At 39.9% G+C, this 26062-nt stretch carries 20 protein-coding genes; 7 read left to right on the top strand and 13 right to left on the bottom strand.

Annotation, left to right across the window (positions count from 1 at the left end):
- Nucleotides 1-127 precede the first annotated feature (127 nt).
- From GNF10_RS21210 to GNF10_RS21225, 4 genes are all read right to left on the bottom strand, one after another.
- Entirely contained in the window at nucleotides 128-634 is a 507-nt protein-coding gene (locus GNF10_RS21210; protein ID WP_185585548.1) for a hypothetical protein, read from the bottom strand.
- Nucleotides 635-848: 214 nt separating this feature from the next.
- Nucleotides 849-2378: an AAA family ATPase gene (locus GNF10_RS21215; protein WP_185585549.1), complete on the bottom strand. Its 1530-nt coding sequence runs from the start codon at nucleotides 2376-2378 to the stop codon at nucleotides 849-851.
- Nucleotides 2379-2483: 105 nt separating this feature from the next.
- Nucleotides 2484-3089, bottom strand: coding sequence for a 50S ribosomal protein L25/general stress protein Ctc (locus GNF10_RS21220; protein WP_185585550.1), 606 nt, complete (start codon nucleotides 3087-3089; stop codon nucleotides 2484-2486).
- Between the two features lie 97 nt (nucleotides 3090-3186).
- The gene (locus GNF10_RS21225; RefSeq protein ID WP_185585551.1) at nucleotides 3187-4530 is read right to left on the bottom strand and encodes an adenylosuccinate synthase; all 1344 of its coding nucleotides are present in this window, start codon (nucleotides 4528-4530) and stop codon (nucleotides 3187-3189) included.
- A 509-nt stretch (nucleotides 4531-5039) separates the two neighbouring features.
- On the opposite strand from GNF10_RS21225, the gene GNF10_RS21230 reads away from it, so the two are divergent.
- Both GNF10_RS21230 and GNF10_RS21235 read left to right on the top strand, forming a co-directional pair.
- Nucleotides 5040-7208 carry a PAS domain S-box protein gene (locus tag GNF10_RS21230; RefSeq protein WP_185585884.1) on the top strand — a complete coding sequence of 723 codons (2169 nt, stop codon included), beginning with the start codon at nucleotides 5040-5042 and terminating at the stop codon, nucleotides 7206-7208.
- A gap of 98 nt (nucleotides 7209-7306) precedes the next feature.
- Nucleotides 7307-8185 carry a phosphodiester glycosidase family protein gene (locus GNF10_RS21235; protein ID WP_311774197.1) on the top strand — a complete coding sequence of 293 codons (879 nt, stop codon included), beginning with the start codon at nucleotides 7307-7309 and terminating at the stop codon, nucleotides 8183-8185.
- Nucleotides 8186-8355: 170 nt separating this feature from the next.
- Here the strand turns inward: GNF10_RS21235 and GNF10_RS21240 are convergent, their stop codons facing one another.
- Nucleotides 8356-10656, bottom strand: a complete 2301-nt coding sequence (locus GNF10_RS21240; protein ID WP_221643439.1) for a glycoside hydrolase family 10 protein — start codon at nucleotides 10654-10656, stop codon at nucleotides 8356-8358.
- A gap of 604 nt (nucleotides 10657-11260) precedes the next feature.
- Here GNF10_RS21240 and GNF10_RS21245 point away from each other — a divergent pair.
- The gene (locus tag GNF10_RS21245) at nucleotides 11261-12787 is read left to right on the top strand and encodes a DUF1565 domain-containing protein (RefSeq protein ID WP_185585889.1); all 1527 of its coding nucleotides are present in this window, start codon (nucleotides 11261-11263) and stop codon (nucleotides 12785-12787) included.
- A gap of 129 nt (nucleotides 12788-12916) precedes the next feature.
- Nucleotides 12917-13699, top strand: a complete 783-nt coding sequence (locus tag GNF10_RS21250; RefSeq protein ID WP_185585885.1) for a hypothetical protein — start codon at nucleotides 12917-12919, stop codon at nucleotides 13697-13699.
- Between the two features lie 25 nt (nucleotides 13700-13724).
- Here GNF10_RS21250 and GNF10_RS21255 read toward each other — a convergent pair whose 3' ends face one another.
- A complete protein-coding gene (locus GNF10_RS21255; protein ID WP_185585886.1) occupies nucleotides 13725-15800 on the bottom strand; it encodes a tetratricopeptide repeat protein in 2076 nt (691 codons plus the stop codon).
- Nucleotides 15801-16375: 575 nt separating this feature from the next.
- Between GNF10_RS21255 and GNF10_RS21260 the strand changes: the two genes are divergently transcribed.
- The gene (locus tag GNF10_RS21260) at nucleotides 16376-16636 is read left to right on the top strand and encodes a hypothetical protein (protein ID WP_012407382.1); all 261 of its coding nucleotides are present in this window, start codon (nucleotides 16376-16378) and stop codon (nucleotides 16634-16636) included.
- Between the two features lie 283 nt (nucleotides 16637-16919).
- On the opposite strand, the gene GNF10_RS21265 is transcribed toward GNF10_RS21260, so the two are convergent.
- The 6 genes from GNF10_RS21265 to GNF10_RS21285 form a co-directional block, all read right to left on the bottom strand.
- Complete coding sequence (locus tag GNF10_RS21265; RefSeq protein WP_185587128.1) at nucleotides 16920-18098, bottom strand: acyltransferase; 1179 nt, start codon at nucleotides 18096-18098, stop codon at nucleotides 16920-16922.
- A gap of 326 nt (nucleotides 18099-18424) precedes the next feature.
- Nucleotides 18425-19231 carry a DapH/DapD/GlmU-related protein gene (locus GNF10_RS21270; protein ID WP_311774198.1) on the bottom strand — a complete coding sequence of 269 codons (807 nt, stop codon included), beginning with the start codon at nucleotides 19229-19231 and terminating at the stop codon, nucleotides 18425-18427.
- Between the two features lie 614 nt (nucleotides 19232-19845).
- Nucleotides 19846-19977 carry a hypothetical protein gene (locus tag GNF10_RS38735; protein WP_257798097.1) on the bottom strand — a complete coding sequence of 44 codons (132 nt, stop codon included), beginning with the start codon at nucleotides 19975-19977 and terminating at the stop codon, nucleotides 19846-19848.
- Between the two features lie 364 nt (nucleotides 19978-20341).
- Nucleotides 20342-21205: a universal stress protein gene (locus GNF10_RS21275; RefSeq protein ID WP_185581526.1), complete on the bottom strand. Its 864-nt coding sequence runs from the start codon at nucleotides 21203-21205 to the stop codon at nucleotides 20342-20344.
- Between the two features lie 14 nt (nucleotides 21206-21219).
- Nucleotides 21220-21357 (bottom strand): hypothetical protein, encoded by a 138-nt coding sequence (locus GNF10_RS21280; protein WP_185581527.1) that lies wholly within the window; start codon nucleotides 21355-21357, stop codon nucleotides 21220-21222.
- Between the two features lie 48 nt (nucleotides 21358-21405).
- Complete coding sequence (locus GNF10_RS21285) at nucleotides 21406-22887, bottom strand: SulP family inorganic anion transporter (RefSeq protein WP_185581528.1); 1482 nt, start codon at nucleotides 22885-22887, stop codon at nucleotides 21406-21408.
- Nucleotides 22888-23697: 810 nt separating this feature from the next.
- On the opposite strand from GNF10_RS21285, the gene GNF10_RS21290 reads away from it, so the two are divergent.
- Complete coding sequence (locus GNF10_RS21290) at nucleotides 23698-23991, top strand: hypothetical protein (protein ID WP_185581529.1); 294 nt, start codon at nucleotides 23698-23700, stop codon at nucleotides 23989-23991.
- Nucleotides 23992-24143: 152 nt separating this feature from the next.
- Complete coding sequence (locus GNF10_RS21295; protein WP_185581530.1) at nucleotides 24144-24803, top strand: class I SAM-dependent methyltransferase; 660 nt, start codon at nucleotides 24144-24146, stop codon at nucleotides 24801-24803.
- A 128-nt stretch (nucleotides 24804-24931) separates the two neighbouring features.
- Here the strand turns inward: GNF10_RS21295 and GNF10_RS21300 are convergent, their stop codons facing one another.
- Nucleotides 24932-25984: a hypothetical protein gene (locus GNF10_RS21300; protein WP_185592117.1), complete on the bottom strand. Its 1053-nt coding sequence runs from the start codon at nucleotides 25982-25984 to the stop codon at nucleotides 24932-24934.
- Nucleotides 25985-26062: the final 78 nt, after the last annotated feature.

Raw genomic sequence — 26062 nt, forward strand, 5'->3', positions numbered from 1 at the left:
GAGTGGGGAGTGTGGGGAGTGTGGGGGGTAAGACTTCTTCCCCGTCCTCACACACCTCCCACACCCTGCCCTGACGAGGTTTCAGCTTTTCTTAGTGCCATTCGACTAATACCCAATTCCCAAATTACTACCTTTCCCAAAACTTGAAATTGATACTACTTCCAGGAGCGCGACGGTAACGGCGGGTGTTTCTTCTTGTTTGCCGTTTGTTGATTCTGTCGTTTGTTGGTTCAACTTCGCTCTCTTCTAATTCTTCAACTTGCAACTGAGTTCTAGTTTCTTCTTTACTTCCCCACCAAGCAGTAATCCAGCCTCCAGCTAAAGCGCCTATTCCACCCAGCAAGATACTCGTGGGTGCTGGATAGCCTAAATATACAAAGCCAAGCATAAAAAATAACCAGTATTTTAGCCCTGTATCAACACCATCAGAGGAGGCTACATTTGGTGCTTGGGGGCTATTATCGGTTACATTGGTGATCCAACTGAGGATGAAACCGCCCATGATTCCTAAGAAGATGCTTAGGGCTGGTGCGGAGCCGGTCATTATTAATATAAATGTTAAAAATGCCCCAAATAACAACTGAGAAAAGAAGCTGGGAGAAATACTCAAAAAGTCGTTCTTTTTGTCTGCCATATAGTAAAAAAAAGGCTATCAACTAGATACCAATTCGTAGTTCGTAATTTTCGATTCAATTACGAATTACGTTAGCATAGCGCTAGCAAGTTCGCGACCTCTATGAAGAAGCAAGCTACGCATAGCCTCTGTCTGCGACACGCTGCGCGAACGTAGAGAGCGTCATTACGAATTACGTTAGCGTAGCGGGGCGTAGCCCATTACGAATTACGAATTATTTTAATTGTGCCTCTTGTGATTGAGTTGTATCCAAAATCTTTACGTAGACTTGTTCTTCTTCAGTGAAAGGTTCAGCTTGTTTGATTTGTGAGGCTAATAAATCGGCAGTAGCATCAGCAATATCACCAGTGCGGTTGTTCAGTCGCTCCTTTAGAACTTCTAGCGGTGCTGTGCATTGGATAATCTGAAGGGGAATTTCGTACTTTGTAGCTTGTGCGATCGCTTCTTGCCGCAAATGCTGTTTATCATACTTGGCATCCAAAATCACTGAAAAACCTTGTTTAGCAAGGATAATTCCCAATTCCAGCAGCCTTGTGTAGGTTTTCTCAGTCATCTCAGGCGTATACAAATCATCACCACCTTTTTCCCACAGGGGGATTCCTCCTAAATGTTTCCGTACCGCATCAGAACGCAGGTGAATCGCTCCCTGTTGACGAGCTAAATGCCTTGCTGTGGTACTTTTACCAGAACCCGACAACCCCGACATCAAAATTAGCTCTCCAGCCTTTGGTTTAGTGTACTCCCAAGCCTGTTTGTAATACTCACTGGCGGTTTTTGTCGCCTCTTCCTTTACTGTCGCGGGTACACCTGGATCATCTAGCAAAAATGATGTCACCTTCGCCCTGACATAAGCCTGACGACTTAAATATAAAGGCAGCACTTGTAAACCTTCCCAGTCTCCAGTTTGCTCTATGTAGGCATTCAAAAACGCATTACCTAAGTCTTTGCGTTGCCGCGCTTCCAAATCCATCACCGTGAACGCCACATCATACATCACATCGACAAAGCGAAACGGCTCGTTAAACTCAATACAATCAAACAGTAAAATTTTGTCGTTCCACAGGGCAATATTTCTCAGGTGTAAATCCCCGTGGCATTCACGAATATAATTGTTGTGAATTCTACTAGCAAATAATTCTGAACGTTCGACAAAAAACTTATCTGTATATTGCTTTGTTTCTGTAAATTGTTCCTGAGTCTGGGGGCCACCAATATAATTCTCAGTTTGCTGATAATTCTCATCAAAGGCAGCGCGGACTTTTAGCGCTTCACCAAAACTACGAATGTAATCATTCGTCTGTGCTTCGGCATGATATTGAGCTACTACCCGTCCCAACTCATCTAGGCGTGTCTCATTTAACTTACCCTGGTCAAAAAGCGTACTCAATAGCGACTCTTGAGGAAACTGCCGCATTTTCAGCACGTATTCTACAGCCTCGGCAGTTCCCCCTAACTGGTATTGCTCCCCTACCAGAGTTATAGGCAAAACTTCTAAATATAGTTCACCAGCACCCCTCTGATTTAACCGCAACTCTTCCTGACAAAAATGCTGCCGCTTCTCTAAGGTGGAAAAGTCCAAAAAGCCAAAATTCACAGGTTTTTTCAGCTTATAAGCGTAATCCCCAGTCAGCAGCACATAAGAAACGTGAGTTTGAATTAGTTCAATGGGTTCTGTTACCGCATGGGGATAAAATCCAGGCTGCAACATTTGCTGAATTAAGACTGGAAGAGCCGCTTCTGTCATTTCTATTCCTCTGCGCTCTCTGCGCCTCTGCGGTTCAAATACAAAAAAACCAGGAGTTTCGTTTCCCCCTGGTATCATCAAAAATTATTACACAGTTGACTTAGCTTAAGAAGCCGTTTCAGTTGCAGTCTCTGTCCCAGCATCTTCAGCGCTAATTTGCGGTGGCAAAACGCTCACAACAAGTCGTTCCAATTCAGCTAGAGGTGTTACACCTTCAGGAAAAGCTATATCACTAATACTCAAACTGTCTCCAATTTGCAGGTTAGTGACATCGATTTCAATTACATCTGGGATGTTTTCTGGCGCACAACTTACTTGCAATTCGGTGATTACGGTGTCTAATACACCACCCTCTTGTTTAACACCAACAGCAGTTCCTACAAAACGCAGGCGTACTTCTACCGTAGTATCGCCGTGACCAGCAACCGCGAAAAAGCTGAGGTGGTAAGGCGTACCTTTTGCTGGATGGATCTGAAGTTCCCGCAGTAAAGCTTTGCCGCGCCAGGGTGCATCAGCAATGTTTAATTCAATTAAGGTATTGTTGACTGAAACTCTTTTGAGCAAACGTTCAACAGTTTTAGCGTCAATGGTCAAAGAAATGGACTCTGTACCCTTATGACCATACAAATTGGCAGGTATCAATCCAGAACGGCGCAAAGCTCTTGGCTTGCTGCCTTCTGGACGTTTCAGAGATTCGACTGTAATAGCCATAGAAGTTGTCCTTTGTCAGTTGTCATTTGTCAGTTGTCATTTGTCATTTGTCAGTTGTCATTTGCTAATGACCAATGACTAATGACCAATGACTAATTTACGCACTTAGCAAGGTAGCAGGTGTGCCGTCAGCCTGCAATAAAGCGCGTTTGGGCCCGTGGATGGGGTCTTCTACGATTATTGTTTGATCGCGGCTTGCTCCTAGTGAGACGATCGCGATCGGGACTTCCATTAATTCAGCGAGGAATTTTAGATAGTCCAGTGCTTGCTGTGGCAAGTCTTCCAGGGTGCGGCATTCGGTTGTTGATACTTTCCACCCTGGTAATGTTTTGTAGATGGGGCGACATCTAGCAAATTGACGAGAACTGGTGGGGAAGTGTTCGCTACGTTGACCATCTATGTCATAAGCTACACAAACTTGAATTTCCTCTAATTCATCGAGGACATCCAGTTTGGTCAGCGCCATACAATCCATGCCGTTAATCCGCACGGCATAGCGACCAATGACCGCATCAAACCAGCCACAGCGCCGTTTGCGTCCGGTGGTTGTGCCAAATTCAGCACCGCGATCGCACAACAATTCTCCTAACTCTCCATCCAATTCTGTGGGAAATGGCCCTTCTCCCACCCGCGTTGTGTAGGCTTTCGACACGCCAATTACCCGGTCAATCATTGTCGGCCCTACCCCTGTACCAACGCAAGCCCCCCCAGCAACAGGATTAGAGGAGGTGACATAAGGATAAGTTCCGTGATCTAAGTCAAGGAGTGTACCTTGTGCGCCTTCAAACAAAATATTGCGCCGTCGCTGAATCGCATCGTATATTTTTAACGATGTATCAATAACGTAAGGGCGCAAACGTTCTGCATACCCTAAATACTGCTCAATAATCTCTTGTGGATCTAGAGGCGGCAAGTTGTAAAGCTTTTCTAAAATGACGTTTTTATAATTAATCGTCCACTCTAACTGCTCACGTAGCTCATCCGGGTTCATCAAGTCTAAAACTCGGATGCCTGTACGTTCAGATTTATCAGCATAAGTCGGCCCAATGCCCCGACCTGTTGTGCCGATCTTATGGCTTCCCCGTCGTTCTTCAGATGCCTGGTCAATCAACCGATGATAAGGCATCGTTACGTGGGCTGTCTCAGATATCAGCAGGTGGTCAGTGGAAATATTTAGTTCTTTTAGTTGGTCGAGTTCTGCAATCAAAATCTGTGGATCGATTACTGTTCCACAGCCGATAATGCAATCGGTATTTGGATACAAAATACCAGAGGGAATCAAGTGTAGTTTAAAAGTCTGACCTTTAACTACAATCGTGTGTCCAGCATTGACACCCCCTTGGTAACGCACCACAACATCTGCGGAACGACTGAGTAAGTCAGTTATTTTACCTTTTCCTTCATCGCCCCATTGGGCACCTATGACAATGACGTTAGCCAAGAGCTTATATTAAGAAGTAAAGTTTCCACAAACTATAATTATTAACATATTGCTGTAACCATGTCAAGCATATTGCAGAATAACTTTAGCTGTTTTCAATGATAGGAATTATGCAAAACTACGCACAGTAGGGGCAATACCCTGCGGAAAGACGCTTTGCGTCTACATGAATTGCCCCCTGCCTAGGGAGAATTGGGGGTTAATTACAATGCCAAACATAGAATAGAGACTTTGAATCGCAACATCTCTATAAATATTATGGCTAGGCAACTTATCCGATCCAAACTGCATTGGTAACATTACTGCTCAAAATGAATTTATATTAAAAACTAGCGGATTTATTTTTGAGTATTATGTATAAATCATCATCCCAAAAAATCCAGATATTTACGACTATAACAGATTGTAATTTATTACCTGTGTTATTAAAATCCTAAAATATTCTCAGTATTTGTTTTTAATGTTTAATTTTAACTGATGGAGGGCATCTGCGGCAGAAAGGGCATCGCATGATCAAAAAATGGTATAGAGTTCAAAAGCTAAAAGCAATATTCGTCTTAGCATTGTCAGTTGTATTTACTAATGCTGTAGTCTCTTATAGCAATACTGTTAAGCTGATTCACAACCAGCAATGGGTGATATCCTCTTATGAAGTTATTACTCAAGTTGAAAGTATCCAATCTCTACTCAAAGATACTGAAACTGCACAACGTAATTATCTAATTACAGCAGATGCAGATGATCTAAAAACTTATGTTGCAGCTTATCAACAAACTAATCACAATATTCAGATTCTTAGTAAATTAACTGCCGACAACCATCAAAAGCAGCAGTGGATTTCTTTGTTGGAGCCGAAAATTACTAGTAGGCTCAACATTCTGCAACAAGAGATTTATCTTAGACAAAACCAGGGATTTGAAGCAGTTCGGCTGCGAATATTATCTGATAAAGATAACCAAAGCAGCAAAGAAATTCAACAGCTGATTTACGATTCTTTAGAGGTAGAGCAAAAATTATTACAGCAGGGAATGCAGCAGTCGCAAGCAAGTTCCCAAAAGGCGATAGTCACATTTTTTATCGCTGCGATTGTGGATTTGGTGCTGGTGGCGCTGCTGTATGATTTGTTATGGCGTTATATCAGGCAACTTCAGCAGACGGAACTGGCTCTACGCCAAAGCGAAAACCGTTTACGAGCCGTGATAGATGCAGAACCAGAATGTATTAAGTTGATTGCTAGGGATGGCACCCTTTTAGAAATTAATGCAGAAGGGTTGGCAATGATGGAAGTAGAAAGTCCTGATGTATTGATTGGTAAACCAATTGATGCCGTAATTGTGCCAGAGTATAGAGCAGCTTTTGCCGACTTGCATAAAAATATCTGCCAAGGTAATAAGGGGACTTTGGAGTTTGAAATTGTCGGATTTAAAGGTACTCGTCGCTACATGGAAACTTATGCTGTACCACTGCGTAACGAATCTGATGGTACATTCATTCATTTGGCGCTGATGCGAGATATAACCCAGCAAAAACAGGCAGAACAGAAAATCCGTGAACAAGGATTGCTGCTGGATGTATCAACTGAGGGGATTTTGGTACGAAATATCCACAACCAAATATTGTTTTGGAATCAAGGTGCTGAACGTCTTTACGGCTGGAAGGCTGAGGAAGTTGTGGGTAAGAATGTTTTGCAACTTTTGTATAAAGATATTTCACTACAGCTAGAAGATGCTTATTTGAAGGTGATGAATACAGGTGAGTGGCACGGTGAGTTGCATCAACTGACAAAGGAAGGTAAAGTAATTATCGTTGAAAGTCGGTGGATATTGATCCGAGATGATCATGGACAAACTAAGTCCATTTTGAGTGTGAACACCGAGATTACGCAACACAAACAACTGGAAGCTCAACTTCTGCGATCGCAACGTTTGGAGAGTATAGGTACGTTAGCTGGCGGTATTGTCCACGATCTCAACAATATACTATCCCCAATTTTAATGTCAGTTCAACTGTTGCAGAAGAAATTGCCCGATTCGCAGAGTCAGCAAATACTGCAAACTTTAGAAAATAATGTGAAACGCGGCGCTAATTTGCTCAAGCAAGTATTGTCTTTTGCACGGGGTATTGAAGGCAAACGAACAATTGTGCAAATTCAGCCTTTGATGGCAGAAATTGAGCAAATTATCGCTCAAACATTCCCTAAATCGATTATCTGTCAGGCAGATATCCCTAAAAATCTGTGGTACGTTCGTGGAGACATAACTCAAATACATCAGGTGCTGATAAATTTAGTAGTTAATGCCCGCGATGCCATGCCTAGTGGCGGTATATTGAGGATTGCAGCAGAAAATCTGGTGATTGGTGAACATTCTGCCCAGATCAATATTGATGCTAAAGTGGGTTCTTATGTTGCGATCGTGGTGACTGATACTGGAATGGGGATGTCGTCGGAAGTCCAGCAACGGATTTTTGAACCGTTTTTTACCACCAAAGAGGTAGGCAAAGGTACAGGTTTAGGACTTTCAACGGCGTTGGGTATCATTAAGAATCATGGTGGTTTTGTCAATGTTTACAGTCAGATAGGTAGAGGAACTCAATTTACAGTGTACTTACCTGCCTCAACATTTAGAGACACATCTTTGCTATCTCCAGAATTTGAATCAGTTATAAAAGATGGCTAACTGACTCATTATCTAATTCAAATTAATCACTTATTTTTCAGCTTAAAGTATTTCAACTAAATTAACTTTGTTTGGGTTAACTGCAAGTGAATTTAAATGTGAGAAAAATTAAAATACTGAGTTTGGGATTAATTAGCTTGGCAATGGTTTTGTGGTTTAATTTGCATTCCTCAACACCGTCAATATCAACTGTTGCATCTTCACCACCAAAAACTATCCGCTACTTCGAGCGCACTTTGCCTCAAGGCATCGCTCACATTTTGTTGATTCCAGCTAATAGCAAATTTTTGGTAACTCCTGCAATATCACAAAAGGTAGCCACAGTAGAAGAATTTGCTCAAAAGCATCGAGCCGTAGCTATCTTGAACGCAGGCTTTTTTGACCCAGCAAACCAAAAAACTACATCTTATGTTGTCATACAAGGAAAGGTGGTGGCTGACCCCAAGAAAAACGATCGCTTGGTGAACAATCCCAACTTAAAATCTTACCTAAGTCAAATTTTCAATCGCACAGAATTTCGCCGTTACTCATGTGGACAGAATATTCGCTATGATATTGCGCTGCACAGTGCGTCACAGCCAGCCGATTGTCAGTTAGTGGATGCCATAGGTGCAGGGCCAAGCCTATTACCAGAACTCACTTTAGAAAAAGAAGGTTTTGTAGATAATGCCAATAAACGAGATGCACTTGGCAGCAACCAACCCAACGCCAGAACTGCCGTTGGTATTACTCGTGATGGTAGCGTTGTTTTAGTTATGGTGGCGCAAAAACTCTCTGCTCCTGCTAATAGTGGGATATCCTTACCAGCACTGGCTAATTTTATGAAAACTCTTGGTACTGATAAAGCGATGAATCTGGATGGAGGAAGTTCCTCTTCGCTTTATTACAATGGCAAAACCTTTTATGGGAAGGTTGATTTGGAGGGAAATTCTATCAAGCGTCCTGTGAAGTCAGTTTTGCTGGTTCAGGAAGACTAGTGGTCTATCGCATTAATTTTGAGGGATAAGAGAACGAACTGCAAAGGACGCAAAGAGCGCGAAGTTAAGAGTTAGAGAAGAGAAATTTAAAACTGATTTATCTATCAAAACTTTTGCGACAGACCACTAGTTTTGAACATTAGGTGAGGGAACAAGTCTTTACTTTCATGTTACCGCCGATTGCGAAAACCCTGCCTTCCATTAACTTGGTCAAAGAGGACATCGTATTTATCAAAAAAGGCGATGCCAGTATTTACAAATGTAGGAAGTTCTGATTGTGGCGAAATACTTAAATTCCAGCGATTAAATCCGTCGCGGGTTCCTGGTGTCAGGCTGTAATCAAAAATGCCATTAATTGCTACTTTTACAGCATTCGCTGAACGTAATACGCCTTGTTTGAGCTTACCTGCTGTAGAAGCTGATTTGAATTCAGTAAAACCATTAATAGTTCCAGTATCAGTAATCATTTTGCCGTTACAAAGATTTTTAGCAGAACTCCCAGCAATAGTTAAACAAACTTTGCTCAATTGAGAGTCCCATCTGTTACCGGGTACACCATTAATTTCGCTTTGTTTACTCCAAGGAGCCATTTTGAAACCTACTTGATTACCAGCAGTTAAACCGATAATTAGACTGCCATTATTGTTATTACCACCATTTCCCGTAACAATAAATCCGTTACTCAAATTGCCTGGTAATTTTCTCAATGGATTATAGGGAAGTGACTTTTCAAAATAGTTGACACCAATAATACCGGAAAATGGCACACCATTCTTTGCTGAACAATTGGGCTTTTGGGCAGTACATTGGCGACTGGTAACAATCTGTACTGGAACGGGTTCTGCGGCGGGAAGCAAACCAAATCGGATGTTAGCATAAACTAATTCTCCCTCAAGGATAGTCCCATCACTTAATACCTCCTTGATATTTTGTCCCGTTCTGCGGATAGGAGCATTACCTAAAAACTCTTTGGGAACTCGCAGCCCTGCTGAACCTGTATCTAACAAGATACGTCTTGGTTGACCATTTGCGATCGCCATTTCTAAAAAATAGCCGCGAACACGTTGACCAAGGGAAGGTTTTGTGTATAAAGGTAAGCTTATGGTATCAAAAGTTGGCTGGCGGGGTGTATTTTGAGAGATATCGCGTAACGCTGGGTTTGGGAAAAGAGCCGCAAATGATGACTGGCGTTGCGCTGCTGGTTCAGGCGCGATATCCCAAAGGCTCTCGTAGTAGAAAAAGCCAATACCTAAACCCCGTTGTTGCGCTGCTTCTACTTGGGGTTGGATTTGTGACATGGAAACTGGGCGATTTCGTAACCCCGCTAAAATACCGATACCTGTTGGGATAATTTTTTGGGTTTCTAAAATGTCTGGGCGGGTAATTTGACTGATAAAACTTGCCAAATCATTACGGTACACCTGCATAACTAACTCATCGACAATACCCAACCGTACCCAGTTGAGCCAGTCTTGCAGTTGCACCTTATAGGCGTATTCAGAATCAACAGGAGAAACTGAGAAGATAGCGTTCGGTTTTTGAGCTTTCACGGTTTGGTAGAGGTTTACCATGAATGCAGTGATTTTATCTGCCCGCCATCTTTTCCATACTTGGGCTTGGGGATTAGGTGGAGGAGGATTACCGGTTTCTTGAGTATATAAACTAATTGTGTATTTATCGTAACCAAAATCCACAGGTAAACTCGTATGGTCGTCAAATTGAACGCCATCAGCATCGTATTGAGTAATGACTTCCATCACGAGTTCGGTGAGCAACTTTTGCACTTCGGGGTGAAACGGATTCAACCACGCTACTTCACCCGCAGCACTAATTGAAGTTTGAGTCCCATCCTGCTTTTGTGTCAACCAATCTGGATGCTGGGATGCAAGTTCTGAAGTTAAGGGAACCATGAAACCAAATTCAAACCAGGGTATTGCTAGTAGCCCTTCTCTGCGGGCTTGACTGATAATGTCTGCAATCACATCTTGTCCATCTGTTCCCTTGAAGAAGAAGGGAATACCCATTTTTTGCATGATGGCACTGGGGTAATGTGTATAGCCATCGTTCCACACCACTGGATAAACAGTGTTAAAGTTTAACTTTCGTAGTTGGCTCATGGCTGCTTGCACCTTGGAGCGATTTCGAAAAACGCTAAAATCGTTACCACTGAGCCACACCCCCCGAATTTCTTGACGAGGTTGAGGAGGCAGTTGGGCAATAGCAGGGGCAAAGGTGTTGAGTAAGAATACAGCAACGAATGATATCAAAAATAATAATGGCAGCAGACGCTTCCTGAAAAGCCACCAACCTTGATGAATGAAAGGCGATGTCTGACGACTAGCTGCAACTCCATCAGGCGCTTTACGTAACTTGCTGCGGCATAAAAGTAAGCATCTACGCACAGGGTTTAATAGTAAGTTGCTTAGAGTCGCATTAATTTCTATGCTTTTTTCCCAAAACTGAGTTGTCATTACTTCTGGTTACTAATTGCTTAAATTTCATCCCATATAAATGTTAAATTGCTACACCAGTAAAACTGATACAGTAATTTAGCTGCAAGACGCTTGACGCAGTTATAAAGTTAGTAGTGCCAAGTGAAGAAGGCAGGAGGCAGGAGGCAGAGGTTGCAATCAGTGTAGGCTTCTCTTCTCTACGAGAGGCTGCGCCAACGAGACGCTCCGCGAACAGACCTACACTGATTGCTCCCAACCAAATCAGAGATTTTGGAATGGGTCTTAAACCCAAGACCCGTCTGGTCGCGGGCTGTTAGAGAGGGCAGTTTTCCTCCTGCCTCCTGCCCTCTGCCTCCTGCCTTCTTTGATAAACCTTCTCTAACTCTTCTCTGAGATGTTCAGGGTGATAACCGTGGTCTTTTAACCTAGGAATACCAAAGGCCGAGATGAGAACTCGGAATGTTGCATGAGAGTCTATAACTTGTGTGTACAGATTATCTGCTTGCAAGAAAAAGTAATGTGGATATATTTTCTATACACAGTCATACTACTTTGAAAAAGTTTGCTACAAGTAGTGTTATTTATGATTGTCATAATTAAAACAATTGACTCTCAACTATCAATGGTGAACTCTACCCTCGTCGTTACACTCTATATCAACCCTATGACAGGGAATGATACCAATACTGGTTCACGGTTGAGTCCGTTTAAAAGCCTCACCCGTGCCTTAAAAATAACCAAAATCCCGACGATAATTCATCTTGAGCCGGGGACTTACAGCACTGCTAATGGTGAGGTGTTCCCACTGATTATCCCTGAAGAGACAACAGTGATGGGCAACGAAGCGAACAAAGGTGCAGAGATTGTAATTTCCGGAAGTGGTGAGTATAGAAGTCCTAGCTTTGGTATACAAAATATTACGTTGCTCTTGCTAGATGATGCCAGTCTTTTAGGTGTGACTGTCACTAATCCCTCAGCTAAAGGTACTGGTATCTGGATTGAATCGGCTGCACCTACTTTAGCTCACAATACTTTGAGGGACTGTGGGCGGGAAGGTGTGTTTGCCACCGGCACTGCTAAACCCCAAATTTTAGATAATATATTTGTGCAAAATACTGCTAGCGGGTTGGTGATAGCAGGTCATAGCCAGGGGGAAGTACTGCGGAATTTATTTGAAAGAAACCCTTTAGGTATAGCAATTAGTGACTTTGCTACTCCGACGATCACAAATAACAAATTATCAGAAAATCGTACCGCGATCGCACTTTCTCGCAACGCCCAACCCGTGCTGCGTCAAAATCTCATTACTAAAAATACCCAAGGTGGTCTGTTAGTCAATGGCAATGCAATTCCTGACTTAGGCAATATCCAAGATTCTGCTGATAATATTTTTCGTGATAATAGTGAATTTGATTTGTATAATGCTACTAAACAAAAGCTGATTTCCGTAGGTAATGATTTGAATCCTTCTCTAATCAAGGGCTTGGCAGAATTGATCCCAGCCAATCTAGTAGCGGTTAGCACAAACTTATCTGAGGCTCCGGCATCATCTCAAAAACTCCCCGCGCCTGTTCAACTAGATGCACATTGGGCAGAACCATTTATCCAGGCATTAGTAAGCATGGATTTAACTCATAGTTTTGCTGATGGTAGCTACCAGCCAGATAAACCTATGACTCGCGCCCAGTACGCATCTCTGGTAGCGATCGCCTTTAACCCATTTCCCAAAATCTCAGCACCCAATTTTACGGATGTACCCAAGGATTTTTGGGCTTATAGCGCTATCCAAGTGGCGGCTAGTGGTGGCTTTGTTGGCGGATTTAGCGATCGCACTTTTCGCCCCGATCAACACGTCCAACGCCTACAGGTGATTGTCTCCCTAGTAAACGGACTGGGATTGGCAGCTGTTGATAGCGATATTTTAGAAGTATATAGCGATCGGCATACCATTCCCGACTACGCCCGAAGAGCCGTAGCCACTGCTACACAACAAAAAATCATCGTTAATTACCCAGATCCCCAACTACTTGCACCTTTACGTCTAGCAACACGCGCCGAAGTTGCAGCAATGGTTTATCAAGCATTAGTTGCCATTGGGCGAACATCTGCGATTAAATCATTCTATGTAGGGTTGCATTCTAGAAGTTGACAAGTAGAATAGGAAACACTGCTTATCGGCTTTGTACTCTTGGAAAAAAAACCATGTAGTTAAAAGCACGCTAGGCTAATATGCGATGGGTGAAGAATCTTAGACCTATTGCCGAAAGCTAATAGCCCCATGTTAACAACACTCCCAGATACTTCTGCCAACTTGGCGATCGCTTTATTAATTAATTATAGTTTTGATCTCAGTGGCTATAGTGCCAATGAGCTAGTTGAACGTTGGCAAACGCAATATCCACTGAATTGGCTACACCTGGCAGTAATTGAGGCACTATATCAAGGCCGTTATAAAGCAGTTTCGGTGCAGCAAATTTTAGTATTTTGGCAGCGCCGGGATCAGGCTACATATCATTTCAATATGGAATTTGAACGGATGATTTGTAGCAAATTTCCCCAAAGCTTAACCTCATCGCCTGCTCCAAGCCTACCGCTAGCCAAGAGAAACCCCATTGTAGAGAGAGTCACGAGTCCTCAATTACCACCTGCGAAGATTCGTAACGGCTATCAAAACAGCAATACTGCAACTCTACAACTGAAAAGTTATGAGCAAAAAACATCTTTAGTTGAAGAAGAAGCCAAAGAGGAAGCTAGGGACAATAAAACTGTTCTCAAATCTCCCCTTTCTGGAAAATTGACTTCTTCGGCAACCCTTCAGCTATCGTCTGCTGTTAGCCAAAGGCAAACTTTACAAGAAAGCCCACCGCCTTCCCCATCACCAAGCTACCCTCAACGACAGCCAAAACTGCTGCCGCCTGCTGCTATTCATGCCCCGATTGGGCAATTTACCCCAGAAAAAAGCGATCGCTCTGAGTCTTTTACATCTAAACTCAAAGCAATGTCTAGCGAACAAAATCCGCCAGATATGGGGAATGGAGAGATGAGGGAGAAGAATCAATGACAAATGACAAATGACAAATAACTTTCTACTCCGCAACTAACTGCTTAAAGCGCTCATCATCGGCAATATCATCAAAATCTAGGTCAGTTGCTGCGTCTTCTTTATACCTGGGATCAAGTTCAATTGCTTGTTTCAGAGTTGCCAGAGATAGTTCAACTTGTCTTTGCAGTGCGTAACAGGCTGCTTTGTTGTAATAGGCACTGGCATAATCTGGCTTAATTTCTAAAGTTTTGTTAAAACTAGCGATCGCTTCATCGTCGCGTCCCAATCTTACCAAGGTATAACCGCGTTTATCCCAGATTTTGGGAGAATTAGGTTGGAATTCCAGCGCTTTATCAAAAGACACTATTGCCTCTTCATACTGTTCCAACGTTACGAGAGAAAGACCGCAATTTAACCAAGCGACTGCATCATCAGGCTTGATTTGTGTAGCTTTCTCAAATGAAGCAAAGGCTTGCTGATGTTGTTGTAATTTACCAAAAGCAACGCCGCGATCGCACCAAGCTTGATGGTAATCTGGTTGAATCTGAATAGCTCGATCGTAGGATGCGATCGCATCTTTATAGCGTTTCAGCCTTCCGAGAGTTAGACCTCGTTTTAACCAAGCCACAGGTTCATCAGGTTGGATTTTAACCGCTTGGTTGTAAGCTGCGATCGCATCTTCATAGCGCTTTTGAGAAAACAGCTCATCTCCCTCTTTTACATACTCCTCAGCAGTCAATTCTGGTTGTTGTGGCTGTTCCTCTATTTCTTTTTCTTCCTTAACTTCATAATTCACCGCCTCTAAGATAGATTCAGGTGTAATTTCAGTTAGTTCTTGAAGAATAAGATCCTTTCTTTCTTCGGCATCCAATTGTAACTCAGAGAGTTGAGAGACAAACTCAGTTTCTAATCTTTCTAACTTCTCCAAAATGAGAATTTTTTGTTGTTGAGCATTCCATTGTAATTCTGAAAATTGTGAACTAAATTCAGAACCAGCTTTTTCTAAATTCTCAATAATTAACTCTTTGCGCTTTTGAGCATCTAATTGTAATTCCGATAGTTGTTCAGCAAACTCTAACTGTAATACTGCTAAACTCTCAACAATTTTATTTTTTTGCTCTTGAGCATCCGCCTGTAGTTCTGATAACTGAGATTTCAATTCATTATCTAACTTTCCTAAACTCTCAAATGCAATCTCTTTTCTGTGGTGAGCATCTACCTGTAATTCTGATAATTGATCGGCAAATTCTGATTGCAATTTAGCCAAACTTTCAAAAACTATATTTTTTTGGTTTTGAGCATCAGACTGCCATCCAGATAGTTGAGATATGAACTCAGACTTTGATCCTTCAAGATCAGCCAATGCTAACTCTTGCTGTTGTTGTACACCTAACTTTAAATTAGACAATTCTTGTGACAGAACGGATGCTAAACTTCCTAGATTTTCCAGCGCTACATCTCTTTGTTGTTGAGCATCAACCTCTAATTTAGATACAACAGAAGAAAAATTAGACTCTAAAATTTCTATATTTTCTTGAGATTTTTTGAGTTGAGCCTCTAATCTACTTAATACCTGTGATTTAGCTAAATCTAGTTCCGATGTCAGGGTAGATAAATTTTCTTGCCCGCTTTTAATTTTTTGTTGTAAACTAACCGTTTCTTGTTCTAGTTCATAATTTATTTTTTTAGCATCTTGAATAACATTTTCAGCCTCTTGTTTAACGGTGGATAGCTGATTTTGTAATTTTTCCATTCCCTGTAATTGTTGCATCGCTCTATCAACAATCTCACGGATTACCACCCGTCGCAGTAGCCAAAATAAAGCAATAATTGCGACTGGAAATAGGCTTAATATAACTAGCCAGACATTGAGTAAAATAGTTGTACGACTAAAAGCGCTATTAAAATCAGATTGGACTTGCTGTTGAATTCGCTTTTCTGCTCGTAGTCGTGTTAATTCTTCCCGTTCCTGATTCGACAATACCGAAGTCTGGGTTAGTGCTGGGGAAGGTGATGGTGCAGATTGCCCATTGGCAATTCCAACGGATAATAGTAAGGGTAAAAAGACAATAGTACTTTTTACAATTAAAGCGAAAACAGCTTGATTTTTGCTCTTCATAACAACCATTTTCAGTCTGTTGGTCAGTTTTTGAAGCGGCGTGCCTCTTTCCAATCTATAACAGAATTAAGTAGTGAAATGTTATAGAGATACTGGGAAATTCTGAATAATCTTTAACTAATCTATTCCCTCGTCTCTTCGTGTACGTAAAACTTTAGTGCTGGGGTGCAGTCAAGTTTTTAACATTATTTTTTTGTGAGTTACTATTCTAACATTAATTCGTAGCGAATTCTCAGCGCCCCTTTGCGTTTACCTTTGCGAACCTTTGCGTTTAAATTTCAACCCTCAATTCGCCATGATTTTACGCAAAGCTGTACTAAGGTTAAACTCCTGCCAAAGGTGACGAAAACCAAGCAGAATTTATTAGCCAGTGGAAAACAGATTGCAGAAGCATTAACCCTTTCTTAGACCATATACCGAAATACCTTCGGATGTTGCTACAGATGCTAGGGTGTTGAAACTGGAATTTGCACTTGTAGGTAAAGTGTCAGATGTGCGTACTTCGCACTAACATTAGATTATCTAAGGTAAACAGATTACTTGTTCTAAAATTTACTTAACAAAGGTGGTAGAAAATGGGTAGGCTAAATCCTTACACACTGCAATTGCAGATTACGCGAATGTTTGAGCAAGGGCAATCATTTTTTGCCACAACCAAGGTACAAGAATGGTTGAAAGAACGCAAACATAATCCAGAAGATTATGACATTCTTTTCCATAAAAAACCCGCACCTCCAGGTTCAAAAGAAGTGATGGTAGTGGAAATTGAATTACGCCGCAAAGATGGACAACCTGTAGATCCTTGGTTACAGGAACAAGCAAATCTTCATGCCTAATTTTATCAACTAGCATTTAATTCATATTAACTTAACAGAATTTACTAAAAGATAGCGTTCCCAATTACGGAACGCTTTTTGCTATTTTTGTATTCATAAATTATTTATAAAAAGAGATTAACCACAGAGGTGCAGAGAACGCAGAGAGAATAAGTGGACATTTCCCAATACTTATCGGTTAATAACAAAAGCAAAGTAAAGTGATAATTCTTAACCGATAAGTATTGCTTGCGTAATGACAATCACCTATCTAAAACTTTTCAAACATCCTTTAAGAATTATGTCAAATCACAGCATCTTTGACTTTCCGCTTTTTTAAGAAACCAGACATAAATGGCCGCTCAAAGAATAAGTAAAAACAGTAAGCAATGATTAATGACATTGCTGTGCCTAGTAAATAGGATGCGGCTGCAAACATATCTGGTGAGATGGGCAGATAAAACAGTAGGTAACGCACGAACACCAAGACTGGCCCATGAGTTAGATATAGACTATAAGAAAATGTACCAAGTGCGATCGCCCAAGGATGTTGTAATATCTGTAGCACTAAGGATGGCTGTTTACCCTCAATTATTGACTTGGTTAAGGAAATAAATAAACAAGCAAAGGCAAGACCAGCGAAACTCTGATTAATCCATATATGCAATCCTAGTTGTCGCCATTCAGTTATAAAGGCAATACAGGTAAAGATAATCGCTAGTCGTCCCCAAGGTAGAGAATTTCTGATAGCTACTAGCTTGGGTTTTTGGGAAAATCCAATATCTGCTGCTGCTATTCCTAAACAGAATATGCCTAAAAGCCAAGGATTGGCTTGTTCAAGAAATCCATTAAATAAATATATGGGTATTAAACCAATCACAAAAGCGATGATCACAACCATCAATAATCCAAAATGCCGCCATATAGGTAACAATAATAGCGGAAACAAAAAGTACATTTGCCACTCTGTTGGAATACTCCACATAGGTGAGTTGATAGTTATATATGTAGTCTCGCTAAGATTGTGAACTAATAGCAGGTGAGATAAAACATCAATCAAAGAGAATTTAGGAGAAAATGAGCCTAGTCCGGCTAATTCATTCCATCGAAATCCAGTGAATTTCTCGAAGATGAAGACAACTGCTCCTATTATCAGACAGATAAATAAAGCTATGTAGTACGGGGGTAAAATTCGCCGCGATCGCCTCTTGATATAATTAATCAAACTTCCTGGCAAATGACCATTTTCAGAACGGGCTACTGGCAGCATCAAAACATAGCCAGAAAGCACAATAAAACTGACGACACTAAATGCACCATATTTCATAGCCCTCACAAAAAATAACCAGTGCATAGGTAATTGCTCTCCAATTCCTGGTTCAACGTGAACAAATACAACATACAGAGATGCTAATCCTCTTAATCCATCCAAATAAGGTAGATGAAGTCTCTTATCAGTAAATATTGATGTGATTTTCGTCATTCAATTAATCTCCTATTATCTGTTTACTGATAGATACTTTTATCTCTGATTCCTAGAATGATTGTTTAATTGACAAGTATTTATTATCCAATAGTTATTTAATTTTGATAATAAAACTTTCACTACCTACCTGACTGTCTGCACTACAAATCATGGAAAGTGAGAAAAGCGTTGAACACAGATTCGCAATACAATCATGCACGAGCGATACGAAGGTTGATCAAATGTAAGCTAAAAGGATAAAGTGGTCGATTTTGACCATAAAGTAACCGCTTTATCCTTTTAAACCACACATTTGGTAAGGTTATGGTTCGTAATTCTAGTCATTATTTGGGTAAAAGCACAAAATATCCCATTACATCTTGTGGGGTGGGTGTCTCACCCGCATCTAAGAAAAGCTGGGCAGAATCCTTACCCGACAAGATTGGATAATTTGTTTCTTGGAAATCCTTAATAAGTTCCTTACCGTCACGGCTTTTAATTACTCGTGCAGGTACACCCACAGCTACCGAAAATGGGGGAATATCTTTAGTAACAACAGCACCAGCACCAATAACACTGCCTCTACCAATAGTCACACCATCTAATACTTTCACCCCATGTCCTAGCCAACAGTCATCCTCAATCACGATGCCTTTACAAGTAATACCTTGGTATTTAATTGGTTCTGTCGGATCTGCAAAGTTGTGATTATTGGCATACATTGCAGTGTGGGCTGCAATTAAACAGTGCTTACCAATTTTGATATTTCCAGGGCCACTAATACAAACGCTAGGGCCAATAAAAGTATCTTGTCCTATGTGAATAGAAGTGTTATTCAGTGCCCCGATTAGAACGTTGCGCTCAAGAATAACTCCATTTTCGAGATGAATTATATTGTGTTCGTATCCTTTTCCATCGATACGAACACCTTTAAAAATATAAACTCCATTCCCAATTTTAATAGCATCAGTACTAATAAATTCAACACCGTCTTGAATATAAACTGAGCTACCTATCCGGGAAAAAATAGTGCGATATAGCAAATTACGTAACTTTACGCCGCCGAACATTGTTGGAACATCGCCTAAAAAAGTAGTTAACACAAGTTGTTGAAACCGCTTAAATTTTGAGAAATGGTTCAAGGGATTCATGGCTCTATTGTTCTCAGCTAAATTGTGAATTTGGAGATTGATGGAATTGTAAAATGCCTAATTATCCTGCATTTGAGTCTTGTTATATACCATCTGTATTTCTACATCTGCATTTTTAGATTGCAGATTAATAAAAAATAGGATGGCTAAGATAAAGTTTTTCAACTATTTGAAAAACTCAATACAAGCTCTAAAGTTAGAAGCTATTAAATACAGGTGTTATTTAATTGTTAGACATAGCTATACAAGAAATGCTGTATCTGTTTACAAGCAAATCTGTAATTACAGCAGTTTGCAACGTTCGGAATTCTGCTGTATTATTTAGTACCTGTACTAGTTGAAAATTAGAGAAAACACTTTTTTATATTTGTCATTGATGAATACTGAAGCTTAATGCTTTACCACAACATCAAACACCTAACTCTCGATGTGTATTCGTTAGCAATTTGACAAGCTACTATAATTCAGATATTCAGTCATCAAATATCAAAGTAATTATTTCAATTCAATTACATCTGTTTATGTTCCAAGTCGGAATCAAATTTCCTCGCTGACATCAAGATGTAATTGTCGAATTCCTCATAAAATTTCCAAGCAAGTACAAGCACGTTAAATTAGGGGGGAGTATCTCCAACTTCAGCCATCACATTGAAGTTAACCATCGGAGCAAACAAATAAATACTTCCCCGATTACTATAACGGCTTACTTGCAGCCAGTTTTTAGAGTCTGCTGCTGTTGTCATCATTACGTACACAGAGAATTTAGATATTCACTAAAGTGCCTTTATAGTGACACAAGTAGTATGCTTCCACCATCGTAAAAGAGACTTACAAAATTATCATCAAGAAACAGTAAAGTTTAAATTAAAAATATAAAGTTTTCAAAATAACCATATTTTTATAATCAGTAAATTCCTAATTTAAGATATTAATGATACTATCCTAAAGTCTCTATTAATTAAATAGATAACCACTAGAAATCAGAGTAAATACAGATAAAAAAAGCGATCAATATTTGATTTTTGGTGCTTCATTAGACTGTAAATTTTACCGTTAATTTATCATCTTAAGTATTGCTAGTAACTTTTGTGTTTGTGTTCGATAAAAAATCTACTTAAACAACAAGACAGGAATATGGCTGCTGCGTAGCATTTGGGCTGTAGTACTTCCAATGACTAAGTGCCGAATGCGGCTGTGTCCGTAGGCTCCCATAATCAGTAAATTGATATCTTGCTTTTCTACGTAGTTGGCTATAACCTTTTCTGCTTCGCCATGTATTATCTGACAAATTGGTGCAAAGCCAGCTGTACGTGCTTTTATTTCAGCAGTTTGCAGGTGAGACATGGCTGCTTCATCTTCCTGTTTCTTTGCTACAGTGAGCAAATGGAGTTCCATCTCTTTAAAAGGAGGTGATTCCACTAAAAACTGCAAAGCTTTCTGACAACTCTTACCGCAATCATAAGCTAGCAGTATCTTACTTATTGGCTGAAAGTTATGTGATGTCACAAGGCAAGGTTTATGACTAGAGCGCACCACACGCTCCAAGTTAGCGCCGAGGTGTCCTGAAGCAAACTCAGCATTTTCGCCTCGTTTCCCAAGTATAATTAAATCTGCTTGTGCTTCAAATTCGTGGAGACTATCAACCAAAAAACCAGTGTAATGTGTAAATTTCACATCACTAATTCCATTAATTGCAAAAAAATGTTCAGCATTTTGAAGAATGAGTTTTGCTTTTTGATGGTTGAGTTTAGCTTTCTCATGCTCCAAATCTACTAACTTATTTAATAGTTCCTTAGAAGCATCAATGCCAATACTCCCGCTCCAATCGCCTGTTCCAGCCGTCTTCTGTGTGCGGATATCTGTGACGTAAAGTACCTCAATTGCAGCAGTCATCCGGGGAGCTAACCATGCAGCGTACTGATAGCTACTTTGAGAGAAAGAAGATCCATCAGTGCAGAGAAGAATTCTTTTCATAATTGTGTTTGCGATCAGTAGATGGACATAATGAAATCTAAAATACAAGGCAGTGAAACCTGTTGCTGTTGAGGGTTTTCTTTTTTTACTCTTGACTTGAAAATGCTGTTAGCTGTAGATGGGCGTTTAGCCCGTGCTGAGTCAAGAGTCATGAATTATTCCCCTTGTCTCTTTTTCATCGGGACTGCCTTCTACTGAATTTAGTGGTTATTTAAATTTTCCAGCGCATCTGGTTTATCGTGAATAGCTAACTTTTCTATTAATGTCGTACTTGCTTCATTTAGCCCCACAATATCTACTTCTGCACCATTCCTACGAAATTTCATCACTACCTTATCTATAGCTGCAACTGCTGATTGATCCCAAATATGGGCATGAGTTAAGTCAATTTTCACACGTTCCAATTCTTCTTTAAAATCAAAAGCAGCGATAAATTCTTCTACTGATACAAAGAAAAGTTGACCTGCAACACTGTAAATGCGGGAAGTTTTATCTTCGCTAATAACTGTGTCTACAAACACAACTTTGGCAATGCTACGGGCAAACAAGACTGAACTAAACACTACACCAACTGCAACTCCAATTGCTAGATTGTGTGTGAGTACGGTAAATAAAACTGTCGTAATCATGACGGCAGTTTCACCTCTGGGTACGCGGCTTAGGTTCTTTAGAGATGACCAACTAAAAGTTCCAATAGAAACCATAATCATCACTGCAACTAAGGATGCCATTGGTATTTGTCGCACCCACTTACCTAACACCAAAATGAAGAACAGCAAGAACACTCCAGCACATAAAGTAGATAGACGGCTGCGCCCTCCAGACTTAATGTTAATAACTGACTGCCCAATCATGGCACATCCCGCCATCCCGCCAAAGCATCCAGCTACGATATTCGCAACACCTTGACCCATAGCTTCTCTATTTTTATTACTAGGGGTATCGGTAAGTTCATCAAGTAGTGAAGCTGTTAATAATGATTCCAGTAAACCCACTACAGCCAAAGGCAAGGCGTAGGAAAAGAGAATTGTGAATGTCTCATAGTTTAATGGAATTGTCGGTAAGCTGAATAAGGGGAAAGTAGTAGGTAATTCGCCCATGTCACCTACTGTTGGAACCTTTATCCCTGTAATCATTGAAAAGGCTGTTAAAACAACGATCGCAACTAAGGGTGAAGGTACAATTTTGGTTAGCCTGGGTAACAAGTAGATGATGGCAAGAGCCACAGCAAGCATTATATAAACTTGCCAGGATACCCCAACAAGTTGTGGCAACTGAGCCATAAAAATTAAGATTGCCAAGGCATTGACAAAGCCAATCATTACAGATCGTGGTACATACTTCATCTGGCGACCTAGTTTGAGCCAGCCACAAATAATTTGAATGACACCAGTTAGAATTGTCGTTGCAAAAAGATATTGCAACCCGTGTTCTTTTACCAATGTGATCATTAACAGCGCCATTGCTCCCGTTGCTGCTGAAATCAGCCCAGGACGACCCCCAGCAAAAGCTGTCACGACTGCTATGCAAAACGAGGCATACAGCCCAACTTTGGGATCAACGCCTGCAATAATGGAAAATGCGATCGCTTCTGGAATCAGTGCTAATGCTACTACAGTACCAGCTAGGATGTCTGCTTTAGTATTGGAGAACCATTCTCGCTTCAAAACTGTTGTGTTCAAATTGTCCTCTGTGATTTAGGGGTGAAATTTAGGTATACAGGCTATTAGCCAACTCTTACACTCGATGGAGTAGTTGAGGATTAGAAGCATGACAATTCACAAATGCAATCTAGATATTCTCAATGGTTAAAACCCTTGATTCATCTTTAATTCACAACTACATTGCTAAAGTTTATGCCAATAATTTACATACATTCAGTTTGCAATCTGTATGTGGTTTGTAGTATATACAAACTGTTTTGGCATTTACTTTTAGTTAAAAGTTGTCTCTATTGAGTCAACTATGTAATTCGTTTTCTTGTTAGGAGAAAACATTACCTGATTTTATCGGTGAATAAATGTAGCTCAAAACCAAGTAATTACAACACAAATAATTGATGTTAGCCTTCTGGATATCCACTTATTACTTGAGTTGATTTTTTTACTATAATTTTGTTCAAAAAAATGAGACTTTTGATACAATTTGTTTTAAGGGTAGTCTCTATGTAATTTTAAGGTGGACTATTTTTCTGTCTTAAGCTGCCCATAAATACTGTAAAATTTAACATCATCAGATTTTGATCGATTAAAGGTTACTACAAATTGTTGAACGCGAGCGTAACCATTGGCGTTCATTATACCATAAGGTCTAGATTAGATAATACTTTACTTTTTCCTTGCGCCTCACAATTTTTCAGCTAAAATGTCATAATCTGAATTTCAAAAAGGAGCTATTAATTCCTTAAAAAATTTGACTGCCATCTTTAAAGCGCAAAGCTGAGTACTCAAAATCGCAGCAACGACAATATTTATAGTTAATGGAGTTGAGCAATGGTGTTTTGGGGAGATTACACTGGACAACCAATGCCTTACAGGGGTTGGAATGCGGTTGTAGCTAGCGAACAAAATGGTACAAAAGCTAGGCTGACTGCAACATTTAATAGTCTACTGGAGTGGTTGCGAGATTATATGTCTGTAGATACTGTTACACTTCTACTTCCAGTTGCAGACCTACAGAGTTTAGCTGTACAAGCAACCATCGCACTTCTTGGAGAACAATTATCACTTTACCTTGCTTTTATTCTTAACCGAGAAGTATTGGCATTTTTCCTATTTCTTTGGTAGGTTACGGTAAGTCGCCATGTATGTATATTAATCAAAATCACCCAATCAGGTGAATCACATGGGTGAGGTACAAGAAACATAAATTATCGTATCTTAAGACTATAAATAGTTGCTTATTGCAATAATTTATAGCCTCAGATTTTAGGAAGTAGATGATGACTGTAAACCAAATTATTGGAGATTCACCAAATCATATTTCTGCCAACTTTGGTAAACGTTTCTTTGCCTGGATGATGGCTCAAAGTAGCAGTACGTATGATAAAATCGTCGGCGAGCACAAACGTTCTCTTTTTGCAAATCTCCAAGGTAAAGTGTTAGAAATCGGACCAGGAACAGGCCCTAACCTACCCTACTACCCTAAAGATATCCACTGGATAGGAATCGAGCCAAACCCCCACATGCACTCCTATCTTCAAGAACAAGCTAAAAAACTAGGCTTAAATATCGACCTCAGAATTGGTAATGCTGAATGGTTAGATGCTGAAGATAACAGCATAGATACTGTTGTTAGTACCTTAGTTTTGTGTTCAGTGCCGAATATAGATTATACATTACAGGCAATTTTAAGAGTACTCAAACCAGGTGGAAGCTTCTTATTTATTGAACACGTCGCTGCACCTAAAGGAACTGTATTGCGACAAGTACAAAGCGCAATTCGTCCGATTTGGAAAGTAATAGGTGATGGTTGCCATCCAGATAGAGAAACTTTGATTGCTTTAGAAAATGCTGGTTTTTCTAGTGTTAATTATGAGCGATTTGATGCACAATTGCCAATTGTTAGTCCTCATATTATTGGCGTAGCAACAAAGTGAAAGAACTTTTAGAGTTTGCTGGATAAAAGTATGAATATCTCACGCAGATGAGCGAGCTTGTGAGACTAATTTATATTTTTGCCCAGCAATGCCTATTTTTTAGAGAATCTTTCGTTTAGGGATAGATATTAATTATTTGTGCGATTTTCCGTATCAAAAACATTAAATTCAATCCCATCTAACTTCAGTCTTAAAGCCTCTAATAAGAGGGTTATCCTTTCTTCAATAAAAATGCTTAGGGCATTTTCAGGAAGTGCATCGGCTCTTGACCATTCAAGAATAGTAGTTGGTATAAGATGAGAGCGTAGCACTGCTTCTAAAGCAGGCTCGTCATATTCTTTCAGATAATCTAATGGATTTTTATCACTAATTTTCAAATTAGTGATTTGAGACAAATAGGCAATATTCATCAAGCTGTCACATTCTATTTGACTAGCAATACCACTCTGCTTAATAAAGTTAACTGGAAATATATGGTGTAAGTTAGGCTTATCTGTTAGCAGATAATAAACATCAGATAAAACATCTTTATGAGGTTTTGCCCAATCTTGGGGCTTTTGATTTGCGTAAAGTGATAGTATTGCTCTGGATAAGCGACCTCTATAACTGTAGAAAGATTTTCTCAGCGAATTTTTATCAATCTCAAATTGATTGAATGAGTAAGTACTATTAGCCTTTTGTTGATTAATAAAGGTTATATGTTGCCAGAGTTGAGTAGTATCTTTTAGTAATTCTACATTATGAAAACTATAATACCAAAAATACTTATCTAAAAAACTATAATCTGGTTTCTGATTACGATAAAAATATGCTGTGACAGTCAGGTAAAAATATCGATAAGGAATTAATCTTCCACCCTTAATATGCAAACAATTATCAAAGAAATCAAAAGTTTTAGCAACCGCTATTTTAAAATCAGACCATACAGCTTCAATATGTTCTGTTTTTAGCTTATTAAGATACTGATCAGTAATATTTTGTATCCCTGCATCGGGAAATTCAAATTTTACTACTACAGCTAGCATCTGGAGTAATGTCCAATCATCAACACTTGAATACAGACTGCTAGCAATAGACTCTCTAAAATTATTAATTAATTCACGAAGGTAAAACCCAGAAAAATTATTCTTTTTGTCTTCAATACGAAAAGTCTTAGCTACCACAATATCAAAAATATTCAAACCCACATTCCGCAGGTGCGCTCGTAAATGCTGTATTTTTGAAAATGACCTAAATGCTGTGTTTTAGAAGCATGACAG

The organism is Nostoc sp. UCD121, from assembly GCF_014222285.1.
In the GTDB taxonomy this organism is placed as follows: domain Bacteria; phylum Cyanobacteriota; class Cyanobacteriia; order Cyanobacteriales; family Nostocaceae; genus Nostoc.